This window comes from Halorientalis marina (assembly GCF_023028345.1).
Lineage (GTDB): Archaea > Halobacteriota > Halobacteria > Halobacteriales > Haloarculaceae > Halorientalis > Halorientalis marina.
The window spans coordinates 2,724,312-2,740,556 of the sequence record NZ_CP095487.1 but is presented as its reverse complement, the minus strand read 5'-3'; the positions used below and the strand labels follow the sequence as shown (position 1 = coordinate 2,740,556).

Annotated in this window: 20 protein-coding genes and 1 tRNA gene; 14 read left to right on the top strand and 7 right to left on the bottom strand. The window is 67.0% G+C overall.

What is annotated here, in order from left to right:
• Positions 1-38: 38 nt before the first annotated feature.
• The 4 genes from MUG96_RS14105 to ahbB all read right to left on the bottom strand — a co-directional run bounded on the left by MUG96_RS14105 (position 39) and on the right by ahbB (position 4,712).
• Complete coding sequence (locus tag MUG96_RS14105) at positions 39-1,880, bottom strand: sensor histidine kinase (RefSeq protein WP_256465385.1); 1,842 nt, start codon at positions 1,878-1,880, stop codon at positions 39-41.
• 8 nt (positions 1,881-1,888) lie between these two features.
• Entirely contained in the window at positions 1,889-2,482 is a 594-nt protein-coding gene (locus MUG96_RS14100) for a HalX domain-containing protein (protein WP_246983734.1), read from the bottom strand.
• 211 nt (positions 2,483-2,693) lie between these two features.
• The gene (locus MUG96_RS14095) at positions 2,694-3,296 is read right to left on the bottom strand and encodes a response regulator (protein WP_246983732.1); all 603 of its coding nucleotides are present in this window, start codon (positions 3,294-3,296) and stop codon (positions 2,694-2,696) included.
• A 378-nt stretch (positions 3,297-3,674) separates the two neighbouring features.
• The gene (gene ahbB / locus MUG96_RS14090) at positions 3,675-4,712 is read right to left on the bottom strand and encodes a siroheme decarboxylase subunit beta (protein ID WP_246983730.1); all 1,038 of its coding nucleotides are present in this window, start codon (positions 4,710-4,712) and stop codon (positions 3,675-3,677) included.
• 93 nt (positions 4,713-4,805) lie between these two features.
• On the opposite strand from ahbB, the gene MUG96_RS14085 reads away from it, so the two are divergent.
• The 9 genes from MUG96_RS14085 to MUG96_RS14045 all read left to right on the top strand — a co-directional run bounded on the left by MUG96_RS14085 (position 4,806) and on the right by MUG96_RS14045 (position 10,602).
• On the top strand, positions 4,806-5,255 hold the full coding sequence (locus tag MUG96_RS14085) for a MaoC family dehydratase (RefSeq protein WP_246983728.1): 450 nt from the start codon (positions 4,806-4,808) through the stop codon (positions 5,253-5,255).
• A 77-nt stretch (positions 5,256-5,332) separates the two neighbouring features.
• Positions 5,333-6,403: an anthranilate phosphoribosyltransferase gene (locus MUG96_RS14080; protein WP_246983725.1), complete on the top strand. Its 1,071-nt coding sequence runs from the start codon at positions 5,333-5,335 to the stop codon at positions 6,401-6,403.
• Positions 6,404-6,453: 50 nt separating this feature from the next.
• Complete coding sequence (locus MUG96_RS14075) at positions 6,454-7,083, top strand: RAD55 family ATPase (RefSeq protein ID WP_246983723.1); 630 nt, start codon at positions 6,454-6,456, stop codon at positions 7,081-7,083.
• 119 nt (positions 7,084-7,202) lie between these two features.
• Entirely contained in the window at positions 7,203-7,748 is a 546-nt protein-coding gene (locus MUG96_RS14070) for a peptidylprolyl isomerase (protein WP_246983721.1), read from the top strand.
• Positions 7,749-7,811: 63 nt separating this feature from the next.
• Positions 7,812-8,153 carry a ferredoxin gene (locus MUG96_RS14065; protein WP_246983719.1) on the top strand — a complete coding sequence of 114 codons (342 nt, stop codon included), beginning with the start codon at positions 7,812-7,814 and terminating at the stop codon, positions 8,151-8,153.
• 75 nt (positions 8,154-8,228) lie between these two features.
• Positions 8,229-8,675, top strand: a complete 447-nt coding sequence (locus tag MUG96_RS14060; RefSeq protein ID WP_246983717.1) for a group I intron-associated PD-(D/E)XK endonuclease — start codon at positions 8,229-8,231, stop codon at positions 8,673-8,675.
• Positions 8,674-8,756 (top strand) — tRNA-Leu (locus MUG96_RS14055). The genes MUG96_RS14060 and MUG96_RS14055 overlap by 2 nt, the downstream gene beginning before the upstream one ends.
• 55 nt (positions 8,757-8,811) lie before the next feature.
• The gene (locus MUG96_RS14050; protein ID WP_246983715.1) at positions 8,812-9,330 is read left to right on the top strand and encodes a DUF5813 family protein; all 519 of its coding nucleotides are present in this window, start codon (positions 8,812-8,814) and stop codon (positions 9,328-9,330) included.
• 54 nt (positions 9,331-9,384) lie between these two features.
• Entirely contained in the window at positions 9,385-10,602 is a 1,218-nt protein-coding gene (locus MUG96_RS14045) for a PQQ-binding-like beta-propeller repeat protein (RefSeq protein WP_246983714.1), read from the top strand.
• 166 nt (positions 10,603-10,768) lie between these two features.
• Here MUG96_RS14045 and MUG96_RS14040 read toward each other — a convergent pair whose 3' ends face one another.
• A complete protein-coding gene (locus MUG96_RS14040; protein WP_246983713.1) occupies positions 10,769-10,999 on the bottom strand; it encodes an Lrp/AsnC family transcriptional regulator in 231 nt (76 codons plus the stop codon).
• 1 nt (position 11,000) lies between these two features.
• On the bottom strand, positions 11,001-11,690 hold the full coding sequence (locus MUG96_RS14035; protein ID WP_246983712.1) for a potassium channel family protein: 690 nt from the start codon (positions 11,688-11,690) through the stop codon (positions 11,001-11,003).
• A gap of 143 nt (positions 11,691-11,833) precedes the next feature.
• Here MUG96_RS14035 and MUG96_RS14030 point away from each other — a divergent pair, with 143 nt between their 5' ends.
• Both MUG96_RS14030 and MUG96_RS14025 read left to right on the top strand, forming a co-directional pair.
• Complete coding sequence (locus tag MUG96_RS14030; RefSeq protein WP_246983711.1) at positions 11,834-12,064, top strand: Lrp/AsnC ligand binding domain-containing protein; 231 nt, start codon at positions 11,834-11,836, stop codon at positions 12,062-12,064.
• Between the two features lie 75 nt (positions 12,065-12,139).
• Entirely contained in the window at positions 12,140-12,484 is a 345-nt protein-coding gene (locus MUG96_RS14025; RefSeq protein WP_246983710.1) for a DUF7991 family protein, read from the top strand.
• Here the strand turns inward: MUG96_RS14025 and tmk are convergent, their stop codons facing one another.
• Positions 12,485-13,075 carry a dTMP kinase gene (gene tmk / locus MUG96_RS14020; protein ID WP_246983709.1) on the bottom strand — a complete coding sequence of 197 codons (591 nt, stop codon included), beginning with the start codon at positions 13,073-13,075 and terminating at the stop codon, positions 12,485-12,487.
• A gap of 138 nt (positions 13,076-13,213) precedes the next feature.
• Between tmk and MUG96_RS14015 the strand changes: the two genes are divergently transcribed.
• From MUG96_RS14015 to MUG96_RS14005, 3 genes are all read left to right on the top strand, one after another.
• Positions 13,214-14,122 carry a complex I NDUFA9 subunit family protein gene (locus MUG96_RS14015; RefSeq protein ID WP_246983708.1) on the top strand — a complete coding sequence of 303 codons (909 nt, stop codon included), beginning with the start codon at positions 13,214-13,216 and terminating at the stop codon, positions 14,120-14,122.
• Positions 14,123-14,303: 181 nt separating this feature from the next.
• A complete protein-coding gene (locus tag MUG96_RS14010) occupies positions 14,304-15,479 on the top strand; it encodes a tubulin/FtsZ family protein (RefSeq protein ID WP_246983706.1) in 1,176 nt (391 codons plus the stop codon).
• The gene (locus MUG96_RS14005) at positions 15,457-16,230 is read left to right on the top strand and encodes a hypothetical protein (protein WP_246983704.1); all 774 of its coding nucleotides are present in this window, start codon (positions 15,457-15,459) and stop codon (positions 16,228-16,230) included. The genes MUG96_RS14010 and MUG96_RS14005 overlap by 23 nt, the downstream gene beginning before the upstream one ends.
• The last annotated feature ends 15 nt before the right edge of the window (positions 16,231-16,245 follow it).

Here is a 16,245-nt window from a genome sequence, read left to right as displayed (position 1 = left end):
CCGTTAGTGCTTTCGAAAGGTCCCGGGGGGGAACTGGCTCATGACGACCCGCCCTCGGAACTCGCGTTTGCGGCTCCCGCTCCCGTCTCGTCGGCGACGGCCTCGGCCCGCCCCGCGCCGGCTGCGCCCTCGTCCGTGCGGGCCTCTGCCCGCCGTTCGTCCGTGTCGGTGTCGCCCCCGTCGGCCGCGGGCAATCGGATCGTCAACACGCTCCCGCGGGGGTCGTTCTCGCCGATCTCGATCTCGCCGCCCGACTTCGTCACGATCCAGTTGATCATCCACAGTCCCAGACCGCTGACGTGGTCCAGTTGCGTCTCGCGGCCGCGCAACAGCACCGCCTGCTCTTCGGCATGGATGCCGGGGCCGTTGTCGGCGACCGTGATCGAGACGGTGTCGCCCTCGTGGGTGACGCTGACCGCGACTTCCATCAGCGGGGCCGGATTGTCGTTGTGCTGCACGGCGTTCTCGACGGCGTTTCGGACTGCCGCGTCGAGCAACTCGACCGCATGGACCGGCGCGCTGGCCGGGAGGTCGGTCCCGATGTCGAGGTCCGGGTGGTCGGCCGCCACGTCGGTCACGACTTCGTCGACGACCGCGGCGGCGCTGACGGTGGCGGTGTCGACGTGTTCCTCGTCGAGTGCCTGCTCGATCTGCCGGGCCTTCTCGCTGAGGTCGACCATGTCGGAGACGTGGTCCTGGATCGACGCGAGCCACTCCGCGTCCGGGTGTTTCTGCTGGCCGAGTTCCGCGTAGCCGAGGACGACGTTCGCCTCGTTGCGCAGGTCGTGACGCAGCGTGCGGTTGAGGACGTTCAGGCGTTGTTCGCGCTGTCGTCGCTCGGTCACGTCGCGCAGGCTGACGAGCCGACCGGACAGGACGCCGCTCCCCCGATGGAGGTCGGTGACGCGCACGTCGTAGTACCGGAGCGTCCCGTCCCGGCGAAGCGATACCTCCGTTCGGCACGGTTCGTCGCCACCGTCGCCGTCGAGTTCGTCCAGCTCCGTCGCCAGGTCGGGGGCGACCGCCGAGAGCCCTTCGCCGACGAGCACCCGGCGCTCACCGCCGACGAGTCCGAGGGCCCGCTGATTGCAGTCGACGATCTGCCCCCGCTCGTCGAGGACGAACACGCCCTCGCCGAGGCTGTCCATGAGTTCCTCGCGCGCCAGTTCGCGGGCGACCGGGACCAACTGGAGGAGACGGTGGCGGTAGATGGCGACGAGGAAGGCCACGACCGTGACGGAGAAGGCGAGCGGCGTCGTGTCGACCGGGCCCTGCAGGACGCCGAAGATGTACAGGGCGTTGCTCGCCCACGGGGTGAACACGCCGATCAGGATCGCGGCCGCCTGCCAACTGTACACGTCCTCGGAGATGACGAGCGTCCGCAGCAGGTAGTAGCTCGCGACGGCGACGAGGACGTAGGAGTAGGCGCCGTGAACCCAGAACCAGGGGCCCCACTCGACCGTCAGCGTGACCAGCGACCCGCTCTGCGTGATTTCACGGCTGGCAAAAAAGAGGCCGTGCAGCGGGTTCGTCCAGACGACGACCTGCGTGACCGCGGGGACGACGAGCAGCGGCAGGGGACCGTGCCGCGTCAGCGGCGTCCGACGACCGGTGTAGGCTTCGGCGAAGTAGACCAGTAGAACGGGAACCAGTGCGATGGGGAGGTACGTGAGGTTCCCGAACACGACCTGGCCGAGGAAGTCCGTCCGGGCGATGTGGACAGCGCCTCCGAGCGTCCAGACGGCGACGGCGGCGGCCAACAGGAAAAGCGGCCCGGAGCCCGCGATTTCGCGGTTCCGGTAGGCCGTGACCCCGATCCAGGCCATGGCAAGGCAGACGACAGTGTGCAGTAGGAGAAACGGTGGGAATTGCCAGGCCATGGCGGCCCTCAGGGTTGTGACGTGGAGTCGATGGAGTCGAAGTCGGGTTCGGGCATCCGGAACAGACCGCCGAACTCCTCGTCTTCGAGCCCGGTCACGGCCTCGTCGAGGTCACCCTCGAGTTCCTCGATCCGATCGGTCAGGTCGTGGTACTCCTCGTTCGTCTCCAGGGCCGACTGGCTCTTCGAGGTCTCCAGGGCCGCCCGCTTCGAGACGAGCGAGAAGTACTCCTGGAAGGTGTCGTCGTACGTCGAGTAGGTCAACAGTCGGTCGACGGTCTCGAACAGTTCGTCACGCGAGACCGGCTTGACGACGTAGTCGTCGAACCCCATATCGAGGATGTCGAAATCGGGGTCGACGGCGGTCACCATCGCGACCCGCACGTCGTACTCCTCCTCCCGGATGTGTGAGAGCACCTCGTCGCCCGACATCCCCGGCATACGCCTGTCCAGCAACACCGCGTCGATGTCTCCGTCGAGTTTCTCGAGCGCCTCCGATCCATCGTATGCCGTCCGGACGACGTACTCGGATTCGAGGTGTGCGGCATACACGTCCGTGACAGCGGACTCGTCGTCGACGATGAGGATTGTTGTCTCGCCCAAGCCTGGTCACTCGACTGCAACTACGTACGAACACCGTCAAAAACCTTGGCGCTCCCTCATCAAATTTGAGAACAACCTCGCAGGGAATCGGCCAGCAAGACACACCACGACCGCCACCTCACTGCTCCCGGGCTACGACGGGACCGGCCGCTCGGCGACCATCACGATACGAATTTTGATACCGTCCCGCACGCCGTCGACGCCCGTCGTCTCACTCGTCGGAGGGTTCGTCGGCGAGCGGGGTGGGTTCGTGGAGTTCGCGGAAGACGGCGGCGAAGTCCTCGTTGTCGAACCGATCGACGGTCTCGTCGAGTTCCTCTCGGAGCCGCTCCCGGCGGTCCTTCAGCTCCTCGAACTCCTCGCGGGCCACCAGTTCGGCGTTGTTCTTGTTCGCCAGCAGGGTCGCGTACTTCGTCGACACCCGGTAGTACGCCTGGAGTTTCTGTTCGTACTCCGCGCAGGTGAGCAGGCGTTCGATGGAGTCGAACAGGTCCTCCCGCGAGACCGGCTTGATGACGTAGTCGTCGAACGGCATCTCGATGATGTCGAAATCGGGGTCGACGGCGGTCACCATCGCGACCCGGCAGTCGTACCCCTCCTCTCGAATCCGGTCGAGCACGTCGTCGCCGGAGATGCCGGGCATCCGCCGGTCCAGCAGGACGATGTCGATCCTCGCCGAGAGCTTCTCCAGGGCCTCCTCGCCGCTGTAGGCGGTGTCGACGTCGTACTCGTCCGCGAGCTGTGCGGCGTAGGCGTCCGCGACGTCGGCTTCGTCGTCCACCACCAGGACGGTCGGGAGGTCTCCTGGGCTCATCCAGGTCGTCAATGGTGCGAACAGACGCAAAAGACTTCCGGGCGTTTCGACCGCGGAGAACAGTTCCACCCCGGGATTGGCGGCGCTATCGCACCCTCCGTACGCCGTTCGCGCGCAGTCGCGTCGTCACTCGCCGACGAGGTCGTCGTACCGCGCGCCGGTCCGTTTCCCACGTTTTTCCGCTCGGGTGGCCTGCGGCCACCGCTCGCGCAAAAACGTGGTTCCCGTGAGTGACCGCAGGGAATGAACGGGTGCTCGGAAGACGAACGGGGAGGGACCGGAGGTCCCTCCTGCAGCCGGCCGCAGGCCGGCGACGCAGTGAGTCTTCCGGTGGCGAAAAAGGCTGCTCGCTCACACCGTTCGCTCGCAATCGCGTCGTCACTCGCCGACGAGGTCGTCGTACCGCGCGCCCGTCTGTTTCAGCGTCTCCGTCGAGTAGAGCCGTTCGTGCTCGACCGGCAGGTACTCGGCGGCGAGTTCGTCCACCTTCTCGTCGACCGCGTCGGCCTCGCGGCCGTGGATCATCGTGAAGAGGTTGTACGGCCAGTCCCGCTCCGGCCGTCGCGGCCGGTGGTAACAGAGCGTCACGTAGGGCAACTCCCCGACGGCCTCCCCACGCTCGTCGAGTTCGTCGTCGGGCACGTCCCAGACCACCATGCAGTTGGCGTCGAAGCCGGTGACGACGTGGTTGACCACACAGCCGATCCGCTTGATACAGCCGTCGGCACGCAGGTCCTCGATGGCCGCGAGCACGTCGTCCACGTCCGCGTCGACGGCGGCGGCGATGTCCCGGTACGGTGTCGCCGAGAGCGGAAAGCCGTCCTGGATTTCGAGCAGGAGCCGGCGATCGAGTGCCGAGAGGTCCGCCGCCGCGTCCTCGCTGATCCGGGTCGCGGAGGCTTCGGTACCGGCGACGCTCTCCCGGGCGAACCTATCGGTGTTGACCACCGGAAATTCGAGATCGATGTAAAAGTCCGTCAGCATCGGGAGGACGAGCACCTCCAGCCCCGTCTCGGCCTCGATGTCCTCGATGATCGCGTCGCGTTTCTCGCGGGAACTGGCGGTGACGACGAACCACATGTTCCACTCGTGGTCGCGCCGGTAGTTGTGGTTCACCTGCTGGATGTCGTTGATCGTCTCGGCGACCTCGTCGAAGCGGTCGGCGGGCGCTTCGACCGCCGCGAGCGTCGAGGAGCCGATAACGGGGGGGTTCAGGACGGCCCCGAACCGGCGGAAGACGCCCGCCTCGCGGAGCCGTTCGACGCGGTCGAGCGCGTCGGTCTCGTCGATGCCGAGGTCGTCGGCGACGACGCGGAAGGGCCGTTCGGCGACCGGAAAGCCGCTCTGGTAGCCGTCGATGAGTCGCGCGTCCACGTCGTCGATGGCCTCGCGCCAGTCCGTCGACCGGAGACTCATTGTCCGAATGTAGGGGGCTGTCGGTGTAATACTGTCGCTTCCCGCCGGGCACGTCCGCAACGCACATACCGCTGGCGGGCGCGCATCGAGGCGATGGTCAGATATTTCGAGGACATCGAAATCGGTGAAACCCACGAACACGGCAGTTACGACGTCACCGAGGAGGAGATCATCGAGTTCGCAGAACAGTACGACCCCCAGCCGTTCCACACCGACCCCGAGGCCGCGAAGGAGACCTCTTTCGGCGGCCTCGCGGCCAGCGGTTGGCACACCGCCGCCATGTGCATGCGCCTGCTCGTCGAGGCGATGGACGACGCCGAGTGGGCCTCACAGGGCGCACGCGGCGTCGACGAACTCCGGTGGATCAGGCCGGTCCGACCGGGCGACTCCATCTCCGCGGAGTACGAGGTCGTCGAGAAACGCGACGGCGACCGGCCGGGTATCGGCGAGGTCGACAGCCGCCTCACGGGCTACCGCGACGGCGACGAGGCGGTCATCTCCTGGATCGGGCTGGGAATGGTCGAAAAGCGGGACGGAAACTGACCGCCCGTCGTTCCCACGCGGTGGGAAACCGGGCGGCAAACGCAGGCTATTTCGCGGTCGCGCCCCCACGACCCCGTATGGCACAAGCGACCCAGGAGTTCGGCGACTGGCCGCTCAAGCGGCTGATGACCGAGGTGGTCGGCTCCGGCCACAAGTCCGCAGACGACATGGACCGCGATCAGGCCCGCGAGGCCTTCCAGCGCATCCTCGCCGGCCAACCGGACCACACGACGCTCGGGGCGTTCTGGCTCGCCAACCGCTGGAAGCGCAACAACCCCGAGGAACTGGCGGCCTACGTCGACGTGATGCGCGAGGAGAGCGTCGAGACGGCAGCACCCGACGCCGACCCCGTCGATTGCGGGGCCAACTACGACGGCAAAGGGGAGTCGGCTATCCTCGGCGTCGCCGCCGGCGTCGTCGCCGCCGCGGCCGGCACGCCCGTCGTCGTCCACTCCGGTGACCGCGTCCCCACCCAGAAACAGGACGCCTACAAGCACGTGCTGGACGAACTCGGCGTTCGGACCGAACTGGAGCCCACGGAGAGCGCCGACATGGTCGACGAGGTCGGCTTCGGCTTCTACTACCAGCCCAACTTCAACCCCGGCATCGAGGACCTCTGGGAGCGCCGGGACATGATGGGGGTCCGCACCTTCGTCAACACCGTCGAGACGCTGGCGAACCCCGCGAACGCCGACGTCCACCTCGGTTCCTTCTACCACCTGCCCTTCGCCCTCAAGATGGTGAACACCCTCCGCGAGGCAGAGCAGCAGTCCGTCTCGCGGGTCCTGATGTTCCAGGGGCTGGAGGGCTACGACGACATTCGCCCCGGGTCGACGGTCGTGGCCGAGTGGAGCGCCGGGATGGACGAGGTCGACGACTTCGAGATCGAGACTGCCAACTACGGCATGGACTTCGAGAGCGAGGACCTGGCAGTCGACGATATCGCAACCGACTCGGCGTCGATCACCGAGGCGGTCCTGGCCGGCGAGCGCGACGACCAGTTCGCCGACGCCGTCGCCCTCAACGCCGCCCTGCGGATGTACGCCCGGGAGGACGTGGACACGCTCGACGAGGGACTCGAACTGGCCCGTGAGACGGTCGCCAGCGGCGACGCCGCGGCCACGCTCGACGCGCTCCAGTCGTTCTGACTGCCCCCCTCGCCGCCAGTCTTATCGGCGTCCATCGCATCGGTCGGGCCATGACTGACGAGCGAGCCGGCGGTCTCTCGACTGGGGTGTCGCTCCTGGATCGGGCGCTCGGCGGTGGGGTGCCGCCGCGTCACCTCGTCGCGCTCACCGCGGCGCCGCGCGCCCAGAGCGAGCCGCTCCTGTACGCGATGGCCGCCGCGAACCCGACGCGCTACCTCTCGGCGCTCCGCCCCGCGGCGGAGGTCGAGGACGCCATCCGGGCCAGCGTCGACACGACCGACGCCGCCATCGACGTTCGCGCCGTGAACGGCGACGCCGTGCTCTCGAACCCCACGGAGTTCCTGGAGGGGCTCGACCAGCACTCCGTCGTCGTCGTCGACCCCACGACGGAACTCGAACAGGGCGACCGCGAGCGCTACCGGGCGTTTCTCGACACCTGCAAGCGCGCGCTCCGGACGACCGACAGCGTCGGCCTGCTCCACTGCCACGAGAACACGCCTTCCGTTCTCCGGCGGGACATGACGCTCGCCCGCGCCGACCAGGTGTGGGACGTCCGCGTCGACGCCGTCGACGGTCAGATCGAGACCTGTCTGGGCGTCACGAAGTGCCGCGGGGGGACTCCCTTCGGCCTCCTCGACCTTTCCTTCGACGGCGGCGTGAGCGCCGAGCCCCACCAGTAACGCACCGGTGAGTGTCCGGCGAGGGACCGGCAGGTGGTTGGCGTGTGGGGACCGCGAGTGGTTCGCGGTCCGCCCCGCGCAATACCAGACTTTTTCCCCGACCGCGCCGATTTCGTGGCATGAGCAACCCGAAAGTGACGCTGCACACCTCCGAGGGTGACATCGTCGCCGAACTGTTCGCGGACCGAGCACCGAACACCGTCGAGAACTTCCTGAACCTCGCCGAACACGACCCGGCGGCCGACGCCGACCCGGGCGTGGAGACGGTGACGTGGGAGGACCCCGAGAGCGACGAGATTCGCGGCGACTCGCTGTACGAGGGCGTCGAGTTCCACCGCGTCATCGAGGGGTTCATGATCCAGGGCGGGGACCCGACCGGCACCGGCCGCGGTGGCCCCGGCTACGAGTTCGAAGACGAGTTCCACCCCGACCTGCGCCACGACGGACCCGGGAAGCTCTCCATGGCTAACAGCGGCCCCGACACCAACGGTTCGCAGTTCTTCATCACACTCGATGCGCAGCCACACCTCGACGACAAACACGCCGTCTTCGGCGAGGTCGTTGACGGCATGGACGTCGTCGAGACGATCGGAAACATCCCGACCGACGGCCGCGACAACCCCGAGACCGACGTGGTCATCGAGTCCGTCACCGTCGAGCGATAGCCGCCGGCGTCGGCCCTCGGCCGGGAACGACAGCGCAAAGAACCGTCGGCCACGAGTGGGCGTATGGCCGACGAGGACGAGCCCATCGACCCGAGCGAGGTGGGCGAGGCGGACGCCCCGCCCGTCGAGGAAGCGCCCTACAAACTCATTTTCGAGGCGAACAAGTGCTTCGGGGCCGGGAAGTGTGCGGAAGTCTCCGACAACTGGGAGCTGAGCATCCAGACCGGGATCGCACAGCCGAACGTCTACTTCTTCGGCGAGGACGACCTGGACCACAACGTCCGGGCCGCCGAGGTGTGCCCGGCCAAGAAAGACCGGGGCGTCATCCACGTCATCGACCGGCGGACGGACGAGGAGATCGCGCCCGACCCCAACGGCGACGGGACGGTCTCGGTAGACTGGTAACCGAAACCGACTTGCGGCGGGCAGTCACCCCGCTGGCGAGGTTTTTGTACGGAAACGAAGCATCGGACGATGAGCATGAATACTGGACGCCAACACCAGCACCGGGGCCGGACGACCGAAGCTGTGGTCGTCGCGGCGTTGCTCGAACGCGGCTTCAGCGTGTCCGTCCCGCCATACGGAAGCGAACGGTACGATCTGGTTCTGGATACGGAAGACGAACTGGAACGGGTTCAAGTGAAGACGGCGTACGAACACGGTGAAACCGAGGCGACGGTCGTCGCGGAGTTCCAGACGACCGTCTACGGAAGCGACGGAACGCCACGTCGGACGTACTACGACGGGGACGAAATCGACGCTTACCTGATACACTGTCCGGACCGCGCAGTGACACTGTACGTGCCGTACTCGGCGGCACCGAAGACACAGATGAACTTCAGTTTCAGGGACAGGTCGACGTACGGGGAACACAACCGAAAAACAGTAAACTTCGCGGCGGAGTACGTGATAGACGAGCAGTTGTGAGGGGGTAGCCAAGTGGTCAACGGCGCGGGTCTTAAGAACCCGTCTCGAAGGAGTTCCGGGGTTCGAACCCCCGTCCCCTCATTTCTCCGCCGGTGACACAACGCGCTTTTGCCGCTCACCGTCCTACTGGACGGCAATGACCGACGAGATTCCGGAGCGTGCGGAACGGACCTTCGAGCGCCACGACGCATTCGAGCGTGACGACGGCGCGTTCAACGTGACGACGACGAAGTTCGGCGGCCGCGTGACCGCCGAGGGGACCGACGACTGGGCCATCGAGTACACGCTGACGGTCCGTGCACCGATGCTCTCGGCGGCCGTCGCGGGTGAGGCGGTCGGCGACGCGGTCGAGGACGGTTGGTTCGACACCTACGGCCGCCGGCTCGAAGACGCGCCCAAGGCGACCCGCCTCGACGTGGAACTCGACGACCTGACGCTCCGGCGCGACGACGGTGAGGCCGTCGCCGTGTTCACCTTCACCCACGGGAACGCCGACCAGGCGCCGGTCCTCGCGAAGACGTTCGCGGAGTACCTCGAAGGCACGTACGTCGAGGGGATCGTCCCCGGCTACGAGTACGAGGGTGTCGTCGGGGACCTCATCGGCGACGCCCGCTCGCAGGGCGGCAGCGGTGGCGGGAACAGCATGCCGATGTGAGCCGTCGCGACGGGTGGGAGAAAACACTTACCGGGAATCCACGAACGGACGGCCATGGTCCCCTGCACGCGTCGACGACTCCTCCGGAGCGGAGCGGTCACCGGCGGCGTCGCGCTCGCCGGCTGTTTCAGTTTCGGTGGCGGGTACGAGTGTGAAACCGGTCGAACCAGCTACACCGCGGACGCCTCGCTGTCTGGGAGCGCGTCGTGGCCGACCTACCGCTACGATGCCGGAAACACCGGCTACAATCCCGACGCGACGGTCCCCGACGAGGTCGCGGTCCGCTGGCGGTACACCGCCTGCGCGGAGACCGAGTCCGGTGTCGCGGTCGCGGACGGCCGCGTCTACCCCGGTGCGGCGGTCCTCGACGGGCGGGCCGGGACCCGCATGGCCGGCGAGTGGCACGGCTATCAGACGACGCCGACGCTCGTCGACGGGACGCGCTACGTCGGCACACACGAACTGGAAGCGTTGGACGCGGCCAGCGAGGACGACCGCTGGACGTTCGACCCCGACGGCGAGTCAGGCGGTCTCTCGGCGCCGAAAGCCTGGAACGACTTCGTCTTCGTCGCCGGGAACTTCGACGCCCCGATACTGTACGCAGTCGACGCGACCGACGGGACCGAACGCTGGCGATTCGAGCCGGACGCCGAGGTCCGCACGACGCCAGCAGTGGCCGACGACACGGTCGTCGTCGTCGACGATGGCGGGACCGTCCACGGCCTCGACGCAGCCACCGGCGAACCACGCTGGAGCCACGACGAATCCGACCACTGGCGGGGCCCGCCGGTCGCGACCGACGGGACGGTGTACGTGACCTCCCACGACAGCGGCGTGCTCGCGCTCGATGTGGCCGACGGGCGTGAACGGTGGCGGTTCGCGGAGGCGAGCGGTGTCGCGGCACCGGTGGCGGTCGCGGACGGAACGGTCGTCGCCGCAGGGTCGGAGGGCCAACTCCTCGCGCTCGCCGCTGCCGACGGCACCGTCCGCTGGGAGACCTCGGTCGGCGGCGGACTCGGTCCGCCGACCGTGGCCGGCGAGACCGTCCTCGTCGGGGAACGTCGGGGAACACGGGTCGCCGCTCACTCGCTGGCGGACGGGCGGGAACGCTGGCGGTTCGAGACGCGCGAACTCCTGTTCGGGGACTACACGCGAGTCGGAACCCCAGTGGGACCGACGGCCGTCGACGAGACGGTGTTCGTTCCGACCGCGGCGAGCGACTGCTACGCGCTCAGTGCGCCGGTCGAATCCGCGACCGGGACGGCGGAGTAAGGCGCATCCGCCGAGCGCTGCTCGAACGGCGAAGCCGTGAGAGCGAAGCGAGGCGGTTCACTCGACGCGAGGCTCGCAGAGCCTCGCGTCGAGGGAGTTTTTGTACTAAATTTTTGCGAGGGGGGGTTCGCCGAGGGCGAATCCCCCCGAAGTAAAAATTCAGTTTCTAGTCCATCGCGATGTAGGTCTGGGTGTCCTCGACGCCGTCGATCCCCTGGATACCGGTGGCGGCGACGTCTTTGACGGCGGCAGGGGAGTCGACGTCGACCTTGGCGATGAGGTCCACGTCGCCGGCGACGATGGACGCCTCCACCACGCCCTCGAGGGCCCCGATTTCGCTCCGGAGGCGGTCAGCGTCGCCGGTGTGAGCCTTGACCATGACGTAGGCGACGACCATCTCAGACACCTCCCGTCGCGGCCGCGCGGCTGGCGGTTTCGCCGACGACGATGCGGCGGACGTCGTCGAGGACGCCGAAGTCTGCGAGGACGACGAGCTGGTCGCCGAGTTCGAGCGACACGTCGCCGGTAGGGACGCCGTACTTCTCGCCGCTCTTCCGGAAGGCGAGCAGGCGGGACTTGGCGGGCAGTTCGAGTTCCGAGAGGGTGTAGCCGCGCATCGGCGACTCGTCGGTGACGGTGAGTTCGACCATCTGGAGGTTGCGCTCGATGTCGGCGACGGCGCGGATGTTGCCCCCGAGCAGCGCGTTCTTGGCGGCGATGGCCCCGAGGCGTTCGGGGTAGACGACCTCGTCCACGTCGGAGGCGTACTTCTTGTATATCTCCTCGCGGTACTCCTCGTCGATGCGGAGGACGGTCCGACAGCCGTGGTGTTTGGCGATCATGCAGGCCACGAAGTTGCTGTTGAGGTCGCCGGTCAGCGCGCCGAGGGCGTCCACCTCGCCGAGGTCGGCATCCTCGAGAACCGCCTCGGTCGAGCCGTCACCCTCGAGCACCTGGAATCCCTCTTTCCGGGCCCGCTCGGCTTTCTTCACGTCGCGCTCGATGATCGACACGTCGTGGCCCTCGTCGGCCAGTACGCGTGCGGTCCGGAGGCCGACGCGCCCGGCGCCCACGATAACAAATCTCATGTGTCACATTCACCCACGGTACGGCTTAAAGCTATGTGTCCCGGATGGGTGCAATCGCTCCGACCCCCTGCGAAACTGGGGTGGCGCGGACGACGGGACCGGGTAAAGGCTTTTGTCATGAGATGGTGTACCACACTGCACGAATGGTGCGGGCCTACATCATGGTGAAGACGGCGGCGGGGAAATCCGAGGACCTGCTGGAGCGAACGCGAGGGCTGGACGGTATCGAGGAGGCACACATCGTCGCCGGCAAATACGACATCATCGTCGAAGTGACTGCCGAGGAGGTCTACGACGTGTTGCACTCGGTCGCGACGAGTATCCGCGACCTCGACGGCGTGGCTGACACGCGGACATACATCACGCTCGAGTGAGCGGCCAGCAGGGCGCTCCAGGCCGACCCCGAAGCCAGCCGACAGCCCAAAGGGTCCCCGGCCCCAACGGTGCGTATGGTCAGCGTGGCCGACATCGTCGGACTGCTCGTCATCCTCGGGGTCAACAGCGCGGTCGCGGCGCTCATGACGCGCTTCTTCCGCGTCCGACTGAAGACGCGGTGGGGGAGCGTCATCTATACGGTCCTGTTGACGCCCCTCGTACTGCTCGTGCTGACGCTGATTTTCGGGGGCGTTCTCGGCCTCGGGCCGGACCTCGGCGGCGAGATGACGCTTATCGGGGTCACCATCGTCCTGCCGACGACGCTCGGCGTCGCCTTCGACTACTTCTGGATGCCCTCGCCCGACGAAGTGGACGTGCCACAGCGGCAGTCGACCCAGCGAAGTCGGCGGGAACTCTGATCAGTCGCCGTCCAACAGTTTCCTGACGGCCGCCTCGGCCTCGCTCGCGACTGTCTCCGGGGGCTGGGTGGCGTCGATGCGGACGAAACGCTCGGCGTCGTCCGCCAGCAGGCGCTCGTAGTTCTCGCGGACGCTCGCGAGGTACTCGGCTTTCTCGAACTTGTTCGTCGCGCCCGCACGCTCGGCCCCGACCTCGGGCGGGACGTCGAGGTAGAGGGTCAGGTCGGGGACGCGCGTGAACGGCTCGTGAATCCGCCGGACGTAGTCCAGGGGGTCGTCGACGACGCCGTCGAGCGTCGCCCCCTGGTAGGCGTACCGGGAGTCGGCGTAGCGGTCGGAGACGACGAGGTCGCCGTCCGCGAGCGCGGGCCGGACCACCCGCGAGAGGTGGTCGGCGTGGTCGGCCGTGTAGAGGAACAGTTCGGCGAGCGGGTCGGCGTCGTCGTCCTCGATGGAGCGGTAGACGGCGTCGCCGTACCACGAATCGGTCGGCTCGCGCGTGAACGTCGCCGGCACGTCGAGGGCCGCTTCGAGGTGTCCCCGGACCGTCGTTTTCCCGCTGCCGTCCAGTCCCTCGAGCGTCACGAGCATACCGGCCATGCACGGGCGGGGAAGGTAAACGCGCCGGGTCGCCGTCGGCACCCACAGTGACTCCCGGACGGTCCCACTGCGGTACCCAACCAGTCACGCGGTATTTTTAAACGGATTCCCGGCGTATCGAGAGACGGTATGAACGTACTCGTCGTCGGCGGGAGTGGCTTCATCGGGACACATCTGAGCAGGGAACTGATCGACCGGGGACACGACGTGACTGTGCTCTCGCGGAGCCCCGACCCGGAGGACCTCCCGTCGAGTGTCGACACCGTGATGGGTGACGTGACTGCCTACGACTCCATCGAGGGGGCCTTCGAAGGGCAGGACGCGGTCATCTATCTCGTCGCGCTCTCCCCGCTGTTCAAGCCCAAGGGGGGCGACGACCGGCACTTCGAGGTCCACACGGACGGGGCGCGCAACACGGTGCAGGCGGCGGAGGAACACGGCGTCGAGCGCATCGTCCACATGAGCGCGCTGGGCGCGGACGCGGACGGTCCCACAAGCTACCTCCAGTCGAAGGGGCAGGCCGAGGAAATTGTCAGCGAATCGACGCTGGATGCCGTAATCTTCCGCCCCTCGGTGGTCTTCGGCGAGGGCGGCGAGTTCGTCTCGTTCACGAAGCGGCTCAAGAAGATGTTCGCGCCGGGCCTGCCGCTGTACCCGCTCCCGGGCGGTGGGACGGAGACGCGCTTCCAGCCCATCTGGGTCGGTGACCTGGTCCCCATCCTGGCCGACGCGACCGAGGACGACGACTACGTCGGCGAGACCTACGAGATCGGCGGGCCCGAGGTACTCACGCTCCGGGAGATCACGGACCTGGTCTACGACGCGGAGGGGAAGTCCATCAGGATCGTCGCCCTCCCGATGGGGCTGGCCGGCATCGGTCTCAAGACGCTCGGGGTCGTCCCCGGCTTCCCGATGGGGGGCGACCAGTACCGGTCGCTCCGGATCGACAACACGACGACGCACAACGATATCGACGCGTTCGAGGTCGACTCGGCCGAACTCACCTCCCTGTCGTCGTACCTCGCTGCGGGTGCCTGACCCGGCAGACCGCCACGCCTCGCGTGCATACATTAGTAATCCCTCCTTTCGAGGGGGCGTAATACGGCATTGATTCGGCCGCTGTCTTCCGATTCTCGTTTATCACGACGTTCTTATTGCTGATATTTGGGCATAAAACTTATAGATGCCATGCGACTGTTTCCTGGCATACGGAATAGCTATGAAACTCGCGATGATCGGCTTCGGCCAGGCGGGCGGCAAAATCGTCGACAAGTTCCTGGAGTACGACGAGCGGACGGGCTCTAGGATCGTGCGGTCGGCGGTGGCAGTCAACACCGCGAAGGCCGACTTACTGGGACTGGAACGAGTACCGGAGGAGAACCGCGTGCTGATCGGGCAGGCACGGGTGAAGGGCCACGGCGTTGGGGCCGACAACGAACTCGGCGCGGAAATCGCCGAGGAGGACATCGACGAAATTCAGGGGGCCATCGACAACATCCCCGTCCACGAGGTCGACGCCTTCCTCATCATCGCCGGTCTGGGCGGTGGGACCGGGTCGGGCGGGTCGCCGGTCCTCGCGAAGCACCTCAAGCGCATCTACACCGAGCCGGTCTACGGCATGGGTATCCTCCCCGCGGGCGACGAGGGAGGTATCTACACGCTGAACGCAGCCCGGTCCTTCCAGACGTTCGTCCGCGAGGTCGACAACCTCCTCGTGTTCGACAACGACGCCTGGCGGAAGTCCGGCGAGTCCGTCGAGGGGGGCTACGCGGCCATCAACGACGAAATCGTCAAGCGCTTCAGCATCCTGTTCGGCGCGGGCGAGGTCGAACAGGGCGGCGCGGTCGCCGAGAGCGTCGTCGACTCCTCGGAGATCATCAACACGCTCGCGGGCGGTGGCGTCTCGACGGTCGGCTACGCCGCGGAGGAGGTCGAACAGGAGGGCGATGGCGGCCTCCTCTCCCGGTTCAAGGGCGACGAGGACGACGGCATGGACACCGCGAACACCACCAACCGGATCACGAGCCTCGTCCGGAAGGCCGCGCTCGGGCGGCTGACGCTGCCCTGTGAGATCGACGGCGCGGAGCGGGCCCTGCTGGTGATGAGCGGTCCGCCCCAGCACCTCAATCGGAAGGGAATCGAACGGGGGCGCAAATGGCTCGAAGAGCAGACCGGCAGCATGGAAGTGCGCGGTGGGGACTACCCCGTCCCCGATTCGGGCTACGTCGCCGGCGTCATCCTGCTGTCCGGCGTCCACGACGTGCCCCGGATCAAGGAGCTCCAGCAGGTGGCTATCGAGGCCCAGGAGAACATCGACGAAATCCGGCAGGAAAGCAAAGCGAATTTAGAGGAGTTGGTCGAGGACGAGGATGATGAGTTGGATCCGCTCTTCTGAACGGACGGTCGCGCTCGCGCTGGTCGGTGTCCTCCTTCTGGGGGCCGTCGGAACAGCCGCCGCACTCACGATTACGGCTTCGGACGTCCCCGAGGAGTCCGAGGTCGGCAACGAGGTCCAGTCCCGGTTCACCATCGACGACGCGTTCACCGAGAACTCCCAGTACACGCTCCGCCTGGAGACGGAACTGAACAACGTCAGCTGGACCGTCGAGAAGTACGACCAGGGCAGTCGCGTCGAGCAGTGGCAGGGCGGTGGTCAGGAGTTCCAGCAGCAGGTCTCCAGTGACCCGACCGGCGACGAAATCCGCATCCAGATCGTCGGCGACACGCCCGGCATCGACGAGTACAACTACTCGAACCCCGAGAACTTCACGGTCGTCGCCATCCGGTCCCAGACCGGTGACAACGTCCAGACGCTGAAGACCTACGAGGTCCACCACTTCACCGAGCAGAGCCAGGCCGCGCGCGACGCCATCGACGAGGCACAGCAGGCCATCGACGAGGCGGGCGGTGACTCCGAAGCCGAGAGCGAACTCGACCAGGCGATCTCCGCGTACGACAGCGGGAACTTCGGCAACGCCGAGTCCATCGCCAACGACGCGCGCGACACCGCGAACCAGAAAGAACAGTCCCAGCAGACCACGCAGATGCTGCTGTTCGCCGGGCTCGGCGTCCTGGTGCTCGCCCTCGTCGTCGGCGGCGTCTGGTACTACCGGAACCAGCAGGACGACTACGACAAACTCCGCTGACCGCCTGCTCGTCTC